At 44.5% G+C, this 18,493-nt stretch carries 10 protein-coding genes; 3 read left to right on the top strand and 7 right to left on the bottom strand.

Translation table 11 applies throughout. The features are described from left to right. Positions 1–111: 111 nt before the first annotated feature. The 7 genes from FIV04_RS06780 to FIV04_RS06750 all read right to left on the bottom strand — a co-directional run bounded on the left by FIV04_RS06780 (position 112) and on the right by FIV04_RS06750 (position 12,513). Positions 112–4,956, bottom strand: coding sequence for an NAD-glutamate dehydrogenase (locus FIV04_RS06780; protein WP_152468652.1), 4,845 nt, complete (start codon positions 4,954–4,956; stop codon positions 112–114). Positions 4,957–5,184: 228 nt separating this feature from the next. After that, positions 5,185–5,403, bottom strand: coding sequence for a DUF2835 domain-containing protein (locus tag FIV04_RS06775; protein ID WP_084181798.1), 219 nt, complete (start codon positions 5,401–5,403; stop codon positions 5,185–5,187). Positions 5,404–5,573: 170 nt separating this feature from the next. Next, positions 5,574–8,180 carry an aminopeptidase N gene (gene pepN / locus FIV04_RS06770; RefSeq protein WP_152468651.1) on the bottom strand — a complete coding sequence of 869 codons (2,607 nt, stop codon included), beginning with the start codon at positions 8,178–8,180 and terminating at the stop codon, positions 5,574–5,576. Positions 8,181–8,417: 237 nt separating this feature from the next. Then, entirely contained in the window at positions 8,418–9,116 is a 699-nt protein-coding gene (locus FIV04_RS06765) for a hypothetical protein (protein ID WP_152468650.1), read from the bottom strand. A gap of 190 nt (positions 9,117–9,306) precedes the next feature. Next, on the bottom strand, positions 9,307–11,301 hold the full coding sequence (gene prc, locus FIV04_RS06760) for a carboxy terminal-processing peptidase (protein ID WP_150872348.1): 1,995 nt from the start codon (positions 11,299–11,301) through the stop codon (positions 9,307–9,309). A gap of 17 nt (positions 11,302–11,318) precedes the next feature. After that, positions 11,319–11,942, bottom strand: a complete 624-nt coding sequence (gene proQ / locus FIV04_RS06755; RefSeq protein WP_032549122.1) for an RNA chaperone ProQ — start codon at positions 11,940–11,942, stop codon at positions 11,319–11,321. Positions 11,943–12,039: 97 nt separating this feature from the next. Continuing rightward, complete coding sequence (locus FIV04_RS06750; protein WP_152468649.1) at positions 12,040–12,513, bottom strand: GAF domain-containing protein; 474 nt, start codon at positions 12,511–12,513, stop codon at positions 12,040–12,042. 89 nt (positions 12,514–12,602) lie between these two features. Between FIV04_RS06750 and FIV04_RS06745 the strand changes: the two genes are divergently transcribed. The 3 genes from FIV04_RS06745 (at position 12,603) to FIV04_RS06735 (ending at position 18,422) form a co-directional block, all read left to right on the top strand. Then, positions 12,603–14,399: an ABC transporter ATP-binding protein gene (locus FIV04_RS06745; protein WP_152468648.1), complete on the top strand. Its 1,797-nt coding sequence runs from the start codon at positions 12,603–12,605 to the stop codon at positions 14,397–14,399. A 95-nt stretch (positions 14,400–14,494) separates the two neighbouring features. Next, entirely contained in the window at positions 14,495–15,778 is a 1,284-nt protein-coding gene (locus tag FIV04_RS06740) for a paraquat-inducible protein A (RefSeq protein ID WP_150872342.1), read from the top strand. Further along, a complete protein-coding gene (locus FIV04_RS06735; RefSeq protein WP_152468647.1) occupies positions 15,765–18,422 on the top strand; it encodes an MlaD family protein in 2,658 nt (885 codons plus the stop codon). The genes FIV04_RS06740 and FIV04_RS06735 overlap by 14 nt, the downstream gene beginning before the upstream one ends. The last annotated feature ends 71 nt before the right edge of the window (positions 18,423–18,493 follow it).

The raw sequence follows: 18,493 nt of genomic DNA, 5'->3' as shown, positions 1-18,493 counted from the left end.
TCTATCTGCTTGGAACTTAAAGTAATTAACAATCTCGCCCTATTTTGACGCATAAAAAATGGCAGCCCCACTCGGCTGCCACTTCATATCGGTACTTAAGTTACCTAAACCTTATTGGTCTTTCGACATACAGTTTAGATTAAGAAGCATAAGTTCACGTAAAGCTACTGAGAACTTAGCAAACTCATGAACTGAGCCGACTTTAAACTCGTTTAGGATGCTTTCCCAGCGATGCAGTGATACTGCATTACTTTCCATCCAATCATCCAGTGCCTTAATCACATCAAGGTCCGCTGCACAGCCACATGTTAGAACTTGACCGGTTAGTTGACGTTGCTGCCAATCAAGATCTTCACGGAATGCAGCACGAGCCAGTGCTTGCCAGTTATTGTCTACTGCTTGGCTATTGATCTGTTTCAAGAACCAGTGCAGTGATAGACGGTCACCAAGGTTAAAGTACAGTTTAGACGCTTGCTCAACTGTTTTACCCGTTTCACGAGCTACTGTAGATATATCCAGTGCCGAGTACAGGCTAGACAAACGCGCTACCGAGTTTGCTAACTCTTCTTCAACACCTTGTTCTACCCAAACCTTAGCAACTGAGTTGTGCTCTTCAACTTCTGCAGCTACTAGCGTTTCATCAAGAACCTTAGTAATCGCATTCACATCTTCACGGTAGAGCTCAATCAGTGCAGTCACAGACTGTTTGCCAGGACGGTTTCTTAACAACCAACGGCTGATACGACGCATCGCACGACGAACGTGGAAAATAAGATCGTATTGCGCGTCAGAGGAAGCCACGTTATCTAGGGCACGAATACGCTTAAGCACATCACCAAAACCGTAGATCTCACGTGATGCTGTGTAAGCATTAGCGATATCAACGATGTCTGCGCCCGTCTCTTCTTGAAGACGAGTCACGAAGTTACAGCCCATTTCGTTAACCATTTGGTTAGCCAGTGCTGTTGCAATGATCTCAGCGCGTAGCGGATGGCTATCCATGTGCTGCACATAGTTACGGCGTAACTCAGTTGGGAAGTACTGGATCAGTTGCTGCGCATGGAACTCATCGTTCGCAATCTCATCACAAACAAGATCTTCTTTCAGTACCATCTTAGCGTATGCAATAAGTACAGATAGTTCAGGACGTGTTAGTGCATTACCCTGCTTCTCACGCTCAAGCAGTGTCTCATCATCTGGAATGTACTCTAGACCACGATCTAGGTAACCCGCTTTCTCCATAGTGTGAATAAAGCGAATTTGCTCTTTCACTAGGCTCACACCTTGGTGCTCGGTTACAGAGATAGACTCAGCTTGGCAGTAAGCATCATCCAACACAATCTCGCCGACTTCATCTTCCATCGACTCTAGCACCTGGTTACGCTGCTTAACTGTTAGATCACCATTGGATACTAGACCATTCAAGAAGATCTTAATGTTTACTTCGTTATCCGAGCAGTCAACACCACCAACGTTATCAACAAAGTCAGTATTTACGCGACCACCAGCTAGACCATACTCAATACGCCCCAGCTGAGTCATACCTAAGTTACCACCTTCACCAACAACTTTCGCTTGTAGGTCACGGCCATCGATACGTAACACGTCGTTTGCACGGTCACCTACATCAGTGTGAGTCTCATTTGAAGATTTCACATAAGTACCGATACCGCCATTCCAAAGTAGATCCACCTTCATAGACAAGATCATCTTGATCAAATCATTTGGCGCTAGAGATGCTTTCTTAGTACCAAGCATCTTTTGGATTTCAGGTGTCAGAGCAATTGACTTAGAACGACGAGAGAAAATACCGCCACCCTTAGAAATCAGCTCTTTGTTGTAATCTTCCCAGCTAGAACGTGGCAGATTGAATAGGCGATTACGCTCTTCCCAGCTGCTCGCAGATTCTGGATTCGGGTCGATGAAGATGTGCATGTGGTTAAACGCAGCTTGCAGACGAATGTGCTTAGATAGCAGCATACCGTTACCAAATACGTCACCCGCCATATCACCTACACCAATTGCAGTGAAGTCTGTGGTTTGACAGTCGATGCCCATCTCACGGAAGTGACGCTTAACCGATTCCCAACCACCTTTCGCAGTGATACCCATCGCTTTGTGGTCGTAACCGTTAGAACCGCCCGATGCGAATGCATCACCTAGCCAGAAGTTGTATTCAGCAGATACTGAGTTCGCTAGATCTGAGAAGGTTGCGGTACCTTTATCCGCTGCAACAACCAAGTACGGATCATCTTCATCATGACGAACAACACTCTTAGGTGGAATTACTTCACCTTCGATGATGTTATCGGATACATCCAGTAATGCGCGAATGAAGCGTTTGTAACAACGTTGACCTTCAGCAAAGATTTCGTCACGGCCAGTCATCGTGTGCTGACGCTTACATACGAAACCACCTTTCGCGCCAACAGGAACAATTACCGTGTTCTTAACTTGTTGCGCTTTAACTAGACCAAGAATCTCGGTACGGAAATCTTCTTGACGATCTGACCAACGAAGACCACCACGAGCGACTTTACCGCCACGTAGGTGAACACCTTCAATGTCTGGTGCGTAAACGAAGATCTCAAATGCCGGAACTGGTGCCGGGATATCAGGAATCTCGCTTGGCTTCATCTTAAGTGCTAGCCATGGTTTCGCTTGCTTGTTCTCGTCTACTTGGTAGTAGTTAGTACGAAGCGTTGCACTGATCATTTCCATGTAACGACGAATGATACGATCATCATCCAAGCTCTCTACATGATCTAACTGCTCAGTGATTGTGTTGATAAGATCTTGTTGACCTTTCGCGCTCCCCTTGTGTTTAGGATCAAAACGCTTAGCAAAAAGCTTAACCAGACCTTTTGCAAGTTCAGGATAATGCGACAGTGTTTCTTCAATGTACTGCTGACTGAATGGGAAGCCGACTTGACGCATGTAACGAGCATACGCACGAAGGATCGAGATTTCACGGCCTGAAAGACCAGCACCCAGTACTAGACGGTTGAAACCATCACTCTCTAGCTCACCAGCCCAGATAGCAGCGAATGCTTGTTGGAAAAGATCACGCGCTTCACGAAGATCAATCGTCTCTTCGCTCTTATGCAGCATTGAGAAATCAAGGATCCAGTATGTAACGCCATTCGTCTTACGAACTTCATAAGGTGACTCACCAATCACGCGAAGACCTAGATTTTCCAACATAGGCATAACATCTGAAAGATGGATTGGCTCATCACTGTGGTAGAAAAGCTTCAGTCGAACGGCTTTCGAGTCCGCTGCCTCTTCTTGTGGTCGGTAGAACAACATGCCCAGCTTGTTTTCTTCAGTCAGAGCTTCCAAGCGCTCAATGTCTGCAACCGCAGAGCCTGGCATCATGTCTTCTTTGTATGAACGTGGGAATGCACGCATGTACTCTTTCGACAGAGGAAGTCCCTTGCTCTCACCAAAGTTTGCAATGATTGACTCCGATAGGCGGTCATCCCAAGTCGATGATACTTCCATTAAATTCTGCTCGATTGTCTTAACGTCAACGTCCATGTTGTTATTATCAACACGAACAATGTAATGCGTTCTAGCCAGTGGACTTTCAGAGAAATAAGTCGTGAACTCCACTTCTTGCTCACAACCAAAGTACTGCTTAAGAATACGTTGAGTTTGACGACGCAATTCAGTGTTGTATCGGTCTTTCGTCACATAAACCATACAGCTAAAGAAGCGGCCGAACGGGTCTTTGCGAACAAACAGACGCAGTAGATCGCGATCTTGCATCTGTACGACACCAGTACCAACTTCTAACAACTCTTCTTCACGAGCTTGAAGAAGTTCGTCGCGTGGGTAGTTCTCAAGAATGTTATGCAGTGCTTTGTAAGAGTATGAACCTTCACGGTAACCACTTGCTTCAAGAATACGCTCTACCTTCTCGCGCACGAGTGGGATCGTTTCTACTGTGTGGTTATAAACTGCAGATGTGTAAAGACCTGTGAAACGGTGCTCACCGATCACTTTACCGTTCTCATCAAACTTCTTGATACCGATGTAATCGGTATATGCTGGACGGTGGATGCGTGACGCTGTATTACCTTTCGTTAGAATAAGAACGTAAGGCTTCTTCGCTTCTAGTCTTGCCGAATCAGAGAATTCAGACAGTTTTACATCACGAACACGATTTGAGTTCGCGAATAAACCAAGGCCTTGCTCTTCCGTTGGTTTTAGAACTGTATCGCCATCTACAGATACTAGGTCGTACTCTTTGTATCCCATGAAAGTGAAGTTGTGCTCACCTAGCCAACGCAAAAACGCAACGGTCTCTTCGAAACGTTTTTCGTCAACTGGAATAGAATCTTTTTGCGCTTCAACTTGGTCTGTAACCGTTTGTAGTCGCTCAACCATTTTCATCCAGTCATTAACAACCAGACCAGTATCGCGGAAGATCGCCAGTAATTCTTCTTTCAGTTGAGTCATCTCAGCTTTGCTGCTTAAGCGGTCAACCTCAATATGGAACAGTGACTGGAAAACACCTTCGTTAGCGCTAACACCGACGACATCGCCTTTGTCTGAACGAAGAATTTGAGTTGGGTTGTGGAGCATTAAGTGCGAAGAGAGATCAAGGCGTGTTAGTGCCATTTTTACCGAGTCGACAAGAAATGGGCTGTCTGGCACCACAATTTCAACAATCGTGTGCGTTGATTGCCAACCCTGGCGACTAACCGTCGGGTTGAATACTCGCACAGAGATATCGTCGGCTTTCTTCTCATTGATGTGATGCCATAAGCTAACTACAGCACCATATAAATCGGATTCGTTTCTCTGGATAAGGTCGTCGTGAGAAACATTACTAAACATGTGTTGAGCAAGTTGAGTTACTAGAGGTCGATGAGCAAGGTCTAGTTTGTCTTGAATCAGTTTGTACACTTTTTCAAGCAAAACTGGAACCACAGTTTCACGTGCGGTCATAGTCACACTCCACAATTAAAATTGTATTTTATTATTAGGGGGATCACTCAGCTCGCTCGAAAACAGGGCTCTAAACCTCTGGTTTCACAAGCGAGTTAAGCAAAGGTAATGCATCCATTTATTGTAAAAGCATTATTGAAAAATAGTTAATAATTTTCGGGCTGGTAGGAGGTGAAATTTTTGATTATGTGATTAAGATTCCTTTTAACTCTCTAGTTATGGCGAGGCTTACAGAGCTTCTAACTTAATAAACTTATTATTTTGGTCAGTTGTTAGTCTAAACAGCCCTTTCACCCCTATTTGTGTAAGAAATGGTCTGAATCGAGTTGCAGGTAATTGGAGCCTTAAACCCGTCGTCGTAATAACATGTACGTTACTTGCGGCCCCCGAATAATTCGCCAAAAATTGCTGATAAGTAATGTTGAGTCTGAAATGGTAGCTGTTCATACAAAACCTGTATAAATAAACAGTATTCCGAAAAATCGGCACTTTTGATTAAAAAGCCAGCAATACAAATGCATTACTGGCTTAAATTTAAACATTATCTGACTATATCGCTTTTCACTGTATAGTTAGAAGATAATCTCGCTAAAGTTATCAGAGAATCACGACCTAGATTACGCCTCGAGCGCTTTCGTCACTTTCTCAAACAGGTCTTTTGCAAGATTGTCCATCGACTTTAACGTCTCAAGTTCCGCTTTGATCAACGCTTGGCGCTCTTCGTCGTATTTACGGAATTTAAGTAGTGGGTCAATTAGTCGAGAAGCTACTTGCGGGTTGGTGCTGTTTAGCTCACGCAGGATCTCACCCGCAAACTCATAGCCCTTACCCGACTTGTCATGGAACTGAACCGGGTTCATGTTCAGGAATGAGCCAACCAAGTTACGTGTACGGTTCGGGTTCTTTAAGCTAAATGCTTGATGAGACATAGATGCTTTGATCACTTCTAGCGCATCGCTACTTGGGTTGGTACCTTGTAGTGCAAACCATTTGTCCATGACCAAACCGTCGTGCTTCCACTTATCGCTGTAGTCAGCCATTAGCGTTTCACGACACGCAAGCTGCGCACTGTTCGCCGCACCCATTGCTGCCATCGTATCTGTCATATTATTCGCATATTCGTACATCTCAACCGCCAGGTCATTACCAAGTTCTGTGTGTGCTAGGTAGCTCAAGCAAACTTTACGCAATGTACGCTTACCAATTGAGTCATGATCGATGGTGTACTCTTTTAGCGCATGGCTATGGTATACAGCAGCCAGTTCATCTTGCAGCTCTGTAGCCAGTGTTACTTTCATTGATTTCAGTACAGATGCAATTGCATCGATATCGACACGCTCATACCAGCCCGACACTTCATTGTGGCTTGGTAGTGATAGCATCTCAGCAATAAACGCTGGTTCAAGAGTTTCACTCAGTAGTACTCCACGGAACGCATCAACGACCGAAGAAGACAGCTCAAACTCTTTACCTTGCTGTACATTCGCTACATTACTGCGGATGTATTTTGCCAATAGCATCTGGCCTGCATCCCAACGAGAAAATTCATTGCGAGCGTGAACCATCAAGAAGATAAGTTCTTCGTCTGAATAATCATATTCCAGTTTCACAGGAGCAGAGAACTCACGCAGTAGAGATGGAATTGGTTGCTCTTGAACGTTATCAAATACGAAGGTTTGCTCCGCTTCTTTGACATCTAACACATTGCCTACTCGCTCACCGTTACATTGTAACTCAATCACATCGCCTTTCGATGTGTAGAGTTCGATGTCGAAAGGAATGTGTAGCGCTTGTTTTTCAGATTGCTCGTGTGTTGGCTCAGTGCGTTGGCTTGTTTTCAACGTGAACTGTTTAGCTTCTGCATCGTAGTGACTTTCTACCGATAAAGTAGGTGTACCCGATTGGCTGTACCATAAACGGAACTGAGTCAGGTCGATGCCTGATGCATCTTCCATTGCTGCCACGAAATCTTCACAAGTCGCTGCTGTGCCATCATGACGCTCAAAGTAAAGCTTCATACCTTTTTGGAAGCCCTCTTCACCCAGCAAAGTGTGGATCATACGAATGACTTCACTGCCTTTCTCGTAAACCGTCAAAGTGTAGAAGTTATTCATTTCGATCACTTTCTCAGGACGGATTGGATGAGACATTGGGCTCGCATCTTCTGCGAACTGAGGACCACGAATAATACGAACATTATTGATTCGGTTTACCGCTCTTGAACCTAGATCAGAAGAGAATTCTTGGTCGCGGAATACAGTTAGACCTTCTTTCAGGCTTAATTGGAACCAGTCGCGACAAGTAACGCGGTTACCGGTCCAGTTGTGGAAGTACTCGTGGCCGATTACTGCCTCGATACCTAGATAATCTGTATCCGTTGCTGTTTGGTCATTAGCCAAAACAAACTTAGAGTTGAATACGTTAAGACCTTTGTTTTCCATCGCACCCATGTTGAAGAAATCAACCGCTACGATCATGTAAATATCTAGGTCGTATTCTAAATCGAAGCGCTCTTCATCCCACTTCATCGAATTTACTAGCGACACCATCGCGTGATTTGCGCGATCTAGGTTACCTTTATCAACAAAGATTTCTAAATCGACATTGCGGCCAGATTGAGTCGTGTATTTGTCACGCAGTACATCAAAGTCACCTGCAACCAATGCGAACAGATACGCTGGTTTTGGATGCGGGTCTTCCCACTTAACCCAATGACGGCCATTCTCTAATTCGCCTTCATCGATACGGTTACCATTGCTCAATAGGAATGGGTTTTCCGCTTTGTCAGCGATGACTGTCGTAGTGAACTTAGCCAATACATCAGGGCGATCCATGTAATAAGTAATACGACGGAAACCTTCCGCTTCACACTGAGTACAGAAAGCGCCACCAGACTTATATAAGCCTTCTAAAGCGCTGTTACCTTCCGGGTTCACTTCCGTCACAACTGTTAGATCAAACTCTTGCGGAAGTTCTTTCAATGTTAGTTGCGTTTCAGATTGCTCGTACTGATTCCACTCTGCGCCATTAACCGACACAGATACCAGCTTCAAGCCTTCACCATCCAATACCAACGTTGAGCTTTCCTTTTCTTGCTTCACCTTAGAAACGGCGGTCACGATAGAAGCCGTGTCATATAGGTCAAATGTTAGGTCTATCTCAGAGATACTATGAGAAGGTGATTGATAATCTTTACGATACTTGGCCTGAGGGGTATGTGCCATGACTTGTTCCTTTTGATCGTTATGCGTAAATTTGAAATAACTGTATATATCTAAAGGCAGTTTGGTCAGAACACAAGGGCTAGATGAACAAAAAGAGGCATTTGGTATAAATGCCTCTTATATTTGCTAGTTTTTTAACCAGAAATGTTATTTATCACTGTGATTGGGGGCGACGTTACTATTTTCCATCAATCAGTAAGAGTAACAAACTAACACAACCTCTTTGGAAACAGCGCGTTAACGAATCCTGTTAAGCACGGCATACATGTCACTCTCTTCGCCTTCTAACGTCAATACGTCACTGTTCAGTGTATAACGCGTACCATGCTCACCATCTTCATATAGAAGAACCAATTGATCACCTTCGGTATAGTAAACACCACGCTGAACAATCTCCCCGCCCGATTCATCAGACACTCGGAACATAAAAATGAAATCAGGCTGCAGCACTAGATCCATTTTCTGGATGTTGCTTGCTCTTAAATCACTGCCTGAAAGCTCTGCACTCGACCAGATCCCAGCAAGCGCATTGGGTAACGCTTTGGTGAAAAGAACGCCGTTGAGGTTCAACATATTATGATTACTGCTATAAGAGTAAACCTGAGGTTCAGAGGTGTTTAGACCAAGAATGATGGTATCGCCGTTAGCGTTATACATTCCTTCCCAGTGATCGACACTAAAATCTCTCTTTTGAATATCGATGCTAAACGTGTAATTGGAATCTAGGGTGAGCTTAATCGCTCGGAAATCTTCAGTGCCATCTTCAGGATTAGGGTTTAGTAAATACCAGTCGCCCAGCAAAAGTGGAAGATCGAAGTGCGACAGATTACTGTCACTCTTAGCTGGTTGGGTTGGCTCATTTGGTACCGGTGCAGCACCTTCACCAGCTGTAGCGATAAATGATAGACAAGATAATGTCAGAAGTATCCATTTCATACGCGCCCCCTTATGTTTCTTTAAGCTTAGGCACGTTATTCATATAAAGCGAAAAATATGATCCAAATCACTAAATTTTACTTACGAAGTAACATTATTGTCATCTTAGGAGTAGAAAGCGCGAATCACTCGCAAACAACAGACAATAAAAAAGCGAGCACAAGGCTCGCTTTTAATCATTCATTAAGAACTACTTCTTAAGCATATCTAGCATGATCGCAACCGACTCGTCGAGATAAGCATCAGGAGCTTCATAGTCTTTAGGCACATCATCGAGTGTCTTAAAGGCTTCTTCACCGTTAGCTTTTTGACGCAGGTTGATACGTTCTAAACGAAGCGCTTCTGCTGTATCTGTCTCTTCTTGTCTCATTTTCTCGTTAAGAGAAAGCATGTTGTCGTCTTTATCTGCTTTGTATTTTTCAATATCTTGAGCGATAAATCCGAACTCCATATCTTGAGCAATACGAGCTTGATGCTGCGTCGTTAACTTCGCGATTTGCTCATCGTTACGCTGTAACACAGAGTATTTTGCTTTGTCGATACTGTCCCACGGTAGCGCATTATCTTCTACACTCTCACCTGTTTCAGCAGGATCGACTGGCGTCGGATAAGCGATATCTGGTACAACACCTTTGTTCTGTGTACTACCACCATTGATTCGGTAGAACTTTTGAATGGTATATTGAACATAACCTAACTCTTTATCGAATAAATCGTAGATATGATTCAATGAACGGTGTTGTTGTACCGTACCCTTACCAAACGAGTTCTCACCCAAAATGATTGCTCGACCATAATCTTGCATTGCTGCAGCGAAGATTTCTGATGCCGATGCACTGTATCGATTAATCAAAACGGTCAGTGGACCTTGATAGCTGATTTCACCATCGGTATCACTATTCACTTTGACACGACCATAGCTATCACGAACTTGAACGACAGGGCCTTCTTTAATGAACAGACCAGAAAGTGCCGTTGCCTCGGTCAGGGCGCCACCACCGTTGTTACGAAGATCAACAATAATACCGTCGACACCTTGCTTCTTAAGGTCTGTAATCAGTTTATCAGTATCTTTTGAAAGACCAACGTAGAAGCTCGGTACTTCAAGCACACCAATCTTCTTACCATCTTTCTCAATCACTTCAGACTTAACGGCTCGGTCTTCTAGACGAATCTTATCGCGAACAATTGTGACAACGTGACTTTTTGCATCTTTGCCATCAGGCAGGATCTGAAGTTTAACCTTGGTTCCTTTTGGACCTTTGATTAATTGAACAACGTCATCCAAGCGCCAACCAATAACATCAACGATTTCTTCGCCATCTTGACCGACACCAACAATGCGATCCCCCTCGCCCAGCTGTTTACTGTTAGACGCAGGACCACCAGCCACTAATGAACGAATAACCGTGTAGTCATCGGTCATTTGTAACACAGCACCAATACCTTCTAATGAAAGATTCATTTCTGATTGGAACTGCTCGGCGTTGCGTGGTGACAAGTAGCTAGTGTGAGGGTCAACTTCTCGAGCGAATGCATTCATGTAGATCTGGAAAGCATCTTCGTTGTGCGATTGCGTAATTCGCTTCATCGCATTGTTGTAACGCTTTTCCAAAACTTCTTGAATTTCAGGCCACTCTTTACCCGTCAGCTTGAGATTTAACGCATCGTATTTAACACGTTTGCGCCAAAGCTCATTCACTTCGGCAGTATCTTTAGGCCAAGCCGCTTCACTACGGTCGAGTTCAATGCTTTCGTCGACATCAAACTTGATCTCTTCATCTAGCAAAGATAACGCATATTGAAAACGTTCAAAGCGCTTTTGCATTGAGAGGTTGTACACATCAAAAGCGATCTGGTTATTACCGGCTTTCAATTGGTCATCAAGTTGAATGGCTTTAGAAGTAAACGAGTCGATATCCGCTTGTGTGAAGATATTGCGGTTATAGTCGAGCATCTCTAGATAACGATTAAAGATAGCTTGAGAGAAATCGTCGTTGAGATTGAAGTGTTTGTAGTGAGAGCGCGTGAAACGAGAAGTTACACGTTTACTCGCGGTTTCATGTTGGACTTCAGGAGCGAGTAGAGGTAAATCATCCTGATCGAGTTTGGCTTCTAGAGCCTGAGCTGAAGCTGCTAGCCAAAAGCTAGCAGCAATCAGTGTCAATTTTGAACGGCATTTCATGCGTAGGAGTATCTCCTTTAAGCGCGCAAGTGCTCCGCTTTAACAACCATTTGTAGGCCGTTTGCTAACTGAACACGTACATCTTCCTTATTGATTTCAACAATGGTCGCAGCCATGTTTCCTTTACCCATGTTCACATTCACTTCTTTGCCAGTAACGAATTCGTCAGCATTTAGAGCGCGTGTTTCAACAGGCTTTTCTACTTTTGGAGCTTTTGGTGCTTGACGACGAGGCTGTTGAGCTTTCTTCGCCTTAGGTTTTGCTTTGTTCTCTTCGCGAGCTTTTTGCGCTTGCTCTTTACGACGAGCTTGAACTTTTGCTTTGCTTTCTGCAAGAGTCGCTTTAGCGTGCTCTACGTGCTCTTCTTCTAGAACACCACATGCGTTGCCATCTAGGTCAACACGCTCTGCACCAGCTTTTACGCCGTGCAGGTAACGCCATGATGAAGTGTACTGTCTTAACGCTGCACGTAGCTGAGTCTTGCTTACTTTCTCGTCTTCACTTAGACGTTCAGCAAGATCTTGAAAAATACCAATTTTAAGTGGTTTTGCTTCACCTTCTAGAGTAAAGCATTTAGGGAAACATTCAGCAATATATGCGATAACTTCTTTGCTGTTTTTTAACTTTTCAGTGTTTTCCATGAGGGTTCCTGGTTTTTGCGGTTTTCCGCGAGCATTAAGAAAATATTTTTACGTATTATAGAGAGATGCTTGGGAAAAACCACAGTAAGAGAATAATTTATGCCTTGTTCGTATGCGAATTAAGCAGCTTTTCCACTTCTGCCATGAAAAATACCAATCCTTCCTCATCAATTTCGCTAAATCGGCCAACATTTGGGCTATCGATATCAAGCACGCCAGCAATTTCACCACTGATCGAGAACGGAATCACGATCTCTGAGTTACTAGCTGCATCGCAAGCGATGTGACCTTCGAACTCATGTACGTCGTATATACGTTGTACAGAATTTGTTGCCACTGCCGTTCCACACACGCCACGGCCAACTGGAATACGAACACACGCAGGTTTACCTTGAAATGGACCAAGAACCAACTCATCGCCTTTCATTAAGTAAAAGCCTGCCCAGTTAAGATCGTCAAGTTCCATCGACAGTAATGCACTGATATTTGACAAATTTGCGATCATATCGGTTTCTGATTCGATTAAAGCGACGGCTTGTTTGGTTAAGCGATGGTAATGTTCTATTTTCATATTAACTTCCAATTAAATTGAGACTTCCATTATTAAGAGAACGCAGTAGAATGCGGCCACCAACCCAAATAGGACTTATTCTCATTACAATGACCAATTCAGATGACACTATCAGCCGCTCTTGGCTGGTGACTCAAATAAAAAAACACAAGTCCAAGCTGGTGTTTGCCAACATTATTGCCATTCTCGCTACGCTTATCAGCGTCCCTATTCCTCTATTAATGCCGTTGATGGTTGATGAAGTACTGCTCGACAAGCCCGCCTCTGGCTTAGAGATGATGAATCATCTACTACCAGATTCAATGCAAACGCCCACAGGCTACATTGCACTGACTCTGCTTTTGGTTGTTGTAATGCGTACGGTCAGCCAAGGGCTTAACATCCTGCAGGGGCGCCAATTTACCCTAGTATCGAAAACCATCACCTACCAAATGCGTAGCAAGATGATCGACAAGCTTGGGCGCATTAGTATCAGACAGTACGAAACAAAAGGGAGCGGCGGTATCAATGCTCACTTAATCACTGACATAGAGACCATCGATAAATTCATTGGTTCAACACTGTCTAAGTTTCTGATCAGTTTTCTCACCGTGCTAGGGACTTCAATTGTGTTGCTCTGGTTAGAGTGGCGCTTGGGTTTGTTCATCTTGTTAGTGAACCCTGTGGTGATTTACTTCTCTCGAAAACTCGGAAGTAAGGTTAAACACCTTAAGAAACATGAAAACCAGTCCTTTGAGCGCTTTCAGAACCGCTTGGTCGAGACGCTCGACGGTATTTATCAACTAAGAGCAGCCAATAAAGAACGTATCTTCTTAGACGAACTTAAACAACAAGCGGACCAAGTTCGTATCGATGCCGACAAGTACGCTTGGCAGTCTGAAGCCGCTGGTCGCCTATCATTTCTTCTATTCTTACTCGGCTTTGAACTGTTTAGAGCTGTAGCGATGTTAATGGTGCTATTTAGCGACTTGACCATTGGTCAAATCTTTGCGGTATTTGGTTACCTTTGGTTTATGTTAGGCCCAGTGCAAGAACTACTGGGTATTCAGTTTTCTTGGTACAGCGCGAAGGCGGCATTAAAGCGTATCAATGACCTGCTTACACTTGAGGAAGAGCACCGCCCTATCAGTAAAGTGAATCCATTCTCTGAAAATAAAGAAGTGTCAGTTGATATTGAAAATGTTACATTCTCTTACACTTTAGAAAACACTGTTTTAAACCAACTTTCACTTTCTATTCCAGCAGGGAAGAAAGTGGCGCTGGTGGGTGCAAGTGGTGGCGGTAAATCCACGTTAATTCAACTACTGATTGGTGTTTATCGCGCAGAGTCGGGCCACATAAAATACAACGGTGAGACAACCGACGACATCAGCTTCGATGTAATTCGCAATCAAATAGCCGTTGTTTTACAACAACCTATACTTTTCAACGATACATTAAGGCATAATCTAACCCTTGGTGCTGATTACGACGAAATGTCGTTGTGGCGTGCTCTAGATATTGCTCAAATGCAAGACGTCATTTCGCAGTTAAGTGATGGTCTAGATACACAAATTGGTAAGAACGGGGTTCGTCTATCTGGCGGTCAAAGACAGCGTTTAGCTATCGCTCGCATGGTGTTGAGTAATCCTAAGTTTGTTATCCTCGACGAAGCGACGTCTGCTCTAGATACTGCAACGGAAGCCGCGCTACACAAAGCGTTGAGTGAATTTTTGAAAGACCGCACAACATTAATTGTTGCGCACCGACTTTCAGCGGTAAAACAAGCTGACCTCATCTATCTATTAGAAGACGGGCAAGTAACACAAACAGGTACACATGGTGAATTGGTTGAACAACAAGGACTGTATCAAACACTCTACGGCAGTGTGCAATCTCACGCCTAACGTTTGTTCACCATCTCAGGGCGAGGCTAATACTCGCCCAATCAAACAAAACCAGTTTCCACTTACCAACAATCAAATCATCTTCCGGAGGTCTTATGGCCTCCACTTCTAAAGCGTCAAGCTCATCTGTTTCATTGCCAAAACACCATCAGAAAGAGGCACAAAATGTGCGTCTTTGCCAAGGGTGCGAGTTACCGGTAGATAAAACCGCCGTCCCGAGCGGAAAATCAGCGTATTGTCCTCGCTGCGGTACTCAGCTTTATCGAGGTGGATCTCCTAGCCTATCAGGCAACCTGGCAATAGCGGTTACCTGTTTGCTGTTGTTCATTCCGTCGCACTTTTTCGACTACATCAGTATTCGTCTAATTGGCGTGATGATCCCTGCGACTCTGCCTTCTGGCGTATTCACGCTGATGGCGGAAGGTTTCCCGCTACTCGGATTATTAATCCTATTCTGCAGTTCCATTGCACCTTTTCTTGTCTGCAGTTCAGTATTGATGACTCACCTAGCTTTAGACATGAAGTGGTTCATGCCATTTCGTTATTCGCTGGCTATCATCCAAACACTCAAACACTGGATGATGCTCGATGTATTCCTTGTCAGTGTTGCGGTCTCATGTTTTAAGCTGCAGGATTATTCAGACATTTTTGTCGGCCCCGGGCTTATCGGCCTACTACTTCTGCAACTGTTTAGTGTGCTGCTGGTGAGCCGCATTAGTGTTCGCCGTTATTGGGAAGCGTGGAAGGAAGAAACAAGCTTCGAATTTGAAGAAGCTAAAAGTGTTCACTGCCATAACTGTCACCTTTCCCAGCCAGAGGGCGAAAATTGCGTGCGCTGCCACCACCAGCTTTATCATCGTAAACCATACTCAATTCAAAAGACGTGGTGCCTCCTATTTGCGGCATCCGTTGCGATCATACCCGCTAACGTCATCCCTATTTCGATACTCATCACTAACGGCCAACGCCTTGAAGATACAATAATCTCCGGTGTTGCCTCATTAATAAATAGTGAGATGTATGGCATCGCAGCGATCATTTTTATCGCCAGTATCATCGTGCCTGTCGCTAAGATTCTTGGACTTGCCTACATTCTTATATGCATTCAAGTAAAAAGAACACTCTATCGCCGTCAGCGTATGACGATTTACTTTATCGTTAAATGGATTGGGAAATGGTCTGTGATGGATCTGTTCGTTATCTCAATCATGATGACGCTGGTCGACCGCGGTCAAATACTTAATTTTACACCGGGATACGGTGCTGTGGCTTTTGGCATTGTGGTAGTACTTACCATGCTCGCTGCTGAAAGCTTAGATCCAAGGCTTATTTGGGATAACCACACCTCTAATGATGGGTCAGTGAATGAACAACAATAACCAATCACAAACGTCGTACTCACCAGAGATAAGAAAAAACAAAGGTATCTCGCCTTTGTGGATTCTTCCAATATTAACCGTCGCTCTCGCCGGTTGGTTGGTGATGAAATCTATCCACGATGCTGGACAACGCGTACAAATCTACTTCTCCGATGCGGCAGGTTTAATCGCAGGCCGAACGACCATTCGCTATCAAGGTCTTGAAGTGGGTATGGTGCGCGACATCACTCTCTCGGAAGATCTTGAAAGTATCTATGTTGATGCAGACATCTACCCTGAGGCGAAAAAACTTCTTAGCAAAGGCACCCGATTTTGGTTAGTGAAACCAACGGCTAGCCTATCTGGGATTTCAGGTTTGGATGCTTTGGTATCTGGTAACTATATTGCGATTCACCCAAGTGAGACTGAGCAAGAGCCTGAAACCGTGTTCAAGGCTTTAGAGTCATCCCCTTCTGACCTACTCGCTTCTGAAGGCTTGAACATTATGCTGACGGCAAAAGACCTTGGCGGCGTATCGGTTGGTTCTCAAATTGTCTATCGCAAAATCCCAATCGGTGAGGTATACAATTACCAGCTCAACGAGAGTGGAAAATCTGTCACCATTCAAGCGGCCATCAAAGACGAATATAGCCATATCATCACTGACCAAAGCCGTTTTTGGAATGTAAGTGGTTTAGGTGCAAGCATTGGCTTCTCTGGTGTCGACGTGCGTTTAGAGAGTCTAAGTGCCTTGCTTGGTGGCTCGATTGCTGTGGACTCGCCAGGAGAAGGTCAGCCTGTCGAAATGAATACCAAGTTCAAGCTCTACCCAGACTTGAAGACTGCTGGTCGTGGTATCTCGGTCAAAATTGCCGTGCCTGATGACAACAACATCAGCGCAACAGGCGCTCCGATTATGTACCGAGGTATCGAAATCGGTCAGATTACCGACCTGTCACTGAGCAAGGGCCGCGAAAATGTGGTCGCTTCAGCAGCCATTCAACCTGCATTTAGTGATTTCCTGAACTCTGGTAGTAAATTCATCTTAGAAGAAGCCAAACTGTCTTTAACGGGTGTCGAAAACATTGGCAACCTAGTAACAGGTAACTTCTTAACGCTGGTACCGGGCGAAGGTGACAAGGCTCGTCAATTTACAGCTATCCGCAAACATGAGTACAACCAACAACAAGAAAAGTCAGTCGCGATTCGTCTTACGTCGAACAATTCATTTGGCCTAGATGTTGGCACCAACCTTCTTTACAAAGGCATAGCTGTCGGTTCGATCATTGAAGTGGGCTTGGTAGATGGTGTTGGCACGGGAAGTGATAAGCACGAAGTTTACATGGATGCGCTAATCGACAACCAATACGCGCACCTTATCAAGAGCAACAACCGTTTCTTTGTGACAGGCAGCGCGTCCGCTGAACTCACTGAGTCTGGCTTGAGTGTCACAGTGCCACCAGCCAAACAATTGTTGACGGGCTCAATCAGCTTTGTAAGCGAAGGGCAAGCTAAAGTACAACCGACATATCAGCTGTTCCAAAGTAAATCTTTGGCTGAGTTGGCTAAACTGAATCATAGTGGTTCAAAGTCGATCACTCTATTTGCCAACGAACTGCCTCCTATCTCGAAAGGTAGCCCTATTCTTTATCGAAACCTAGAAGTGGGTACTGTATCCGACTTTCAACTATCTGATGGTGGTGTGAAGATCAAAGCTAAGGTCGAGAACCGCTATACACACCTAATTACCGCTCAGACTGTATTTTGGAACCGCTCTGGTGTTGAAGTCGATGCTTCTTTAGCTGGCGTAAACATTACCGCAGCTCCGGTAAAAACGTTGATTCAAGGTGGTATTGCGTTTGATTCATTACCAGGGATCGATAACAAAATCGGTTCATCTTGGAAACTGTACGAGAACGCAAAAACGGCTCGTAAATTTGGACGAGCAATTCAGTTGACCGCTGGTGGTGATATTGAAGTGGCTAAAGGCACCGCGATTAAATACCAGGGTGTCACTGTTGGCGAAGTAACGCTGGTTGTTCCAAACTTTAATCGCAAAGGTATTGAGATCACAGCGCGAATTCTTCCGGAGTACGTAGATAAAGTGGCAGTTCAGAATAGTCATTTCTGGTTGGCAAGCCCTGAGATTGGATTGAGTGGTATCAAAAACGTTTCGGCGCTACTGTCTAAGCACATTAGTGTTGAACCAGGATCAGGAAAACGTGCTAATCAGTTTGTACTCTCAGACGCGCCTGTTGCCTCTCAAGGTAAAGTGTTTGTACTTCAGAGTGAATCTCGTGGTTCTGTGACTAAAGGCACCCCAATCCTATTCCGTGAATTAGAGATCGGCTCAGTGATTGATGTTCGTTTGGGTGAGTTCGCAGATCGTATCATCTCAACGATCCGCATCGACTCCGAATACGCCTACTTGGTGCGCGCAAACAGCGTGTTCTGGAATGTCTCAGGTGTAGATGTTTCTATCGGCTTATCTGGTGCAAATATTAAAGCAGGAACAGTAGAGAGCTTGCTACGCGGCGGCATCACGTTTGCTACACCGCCAACAGATACACTTCAACCACAAGCGGCTGAAGACCAATCTTTCTACCTTTATCCACAGGCGGAGGATGATTGGAAAATGTGGCGCACTGCGATTCCAAAGCCTTAATTCTCCCATAGGCTCCAGATAGAACAACAATTAAACGTAAATGCAGCCAATAGGCTGCATTTTTATTATCT

The organism is Vibrio sp. THAF190c (assembly GCF_009363355.1).
In the GTDB taxonomy this organism is placed as follows: Bacteria; Pseudomonadota; Gammaproteobacteria; order Enterobacterales; family Vibrionaceae; genus Vibrio; species Vibrio fortis_A.
This window is presented reverse-complemented; position numbering and strand designations above follow the sequence as displayed.

What these genes read in the sequence shown, in the direction of transcription:
- FIV04_RS06740 (WP_150872342.1), top strand. Translation starts at nt 14,495, where the DNA reads ATGGCCTCCACTTCTAAAGCGTCAAGCTCATCTGTTTCATTGCCAAAA.
- pepN (WP_152468651.1), bottom strand. Translation starts at nt 8,180, where the DNA reads ATGGCACATACCCCTCAGGCCAAGTATCGTAAAGATTATCAATCACCT.
- FIV04_RS06750 (WP_152468649.1), bottom strand. Translation starts at nt 12,513, where the DNA reads ATGAAAATAGAACATTACCATCGCTTAACCAAACAAGCCGTCGCTTTA.
- FIV04_RS06735 (WP_152468647.1), top strand. Translation starts at nt 15,765, where the DNA reads ATGAACAACAATAACCAATCACAAACGTCGTACTCACCAGAGATAAGA.
- FIV04_RS06745 (WP_152468648.1), top strand. Translation starts at nt 12,603, where the DNA reads ATGACCAATTCAGATGACACTATCAGCCGCTCTTGGCTGGTGACTCAA.
- prc (WP_150872348.1), bottom strand. Translation starts at nt 11,301, where the DNA reads ATGAAATGCCGTTCAAAATTGACACTGATTGCTGCTAGCTTTTGGCTA.
- FIV04_RS06775 (WP_084181798.1), bottom strand. Translation starts at nt 5,403, where the DNA reads ATGAACAGCTACCATTTCAGACTCAACATTACTTATCAGCAATTTTTG.
- proQ (WP_032549122.1), bottom strand. Translation starts at nt 11,942, where the DNA reads ATGGAAAACACTGAAAAGTTAAAAAACAGCAAAGAAGTTATCGCATAT.
- FIV04_RS06765 (WP_152468650.1), bottom strand. Translation starts at nt 9,116, where the DNA reads ATGAAATGGATACTTCTGACATTATCTTGTCTATCATTTATCGCTACA.
- FIV04_RS06780 (WP_152468652.1), bottom strand. Translation starts at nt 4,956, where the DNA reads ATGACCGCACGTGAAACTGTGGTTCCAGTTTTGCTTGAAAAAGTGTAC.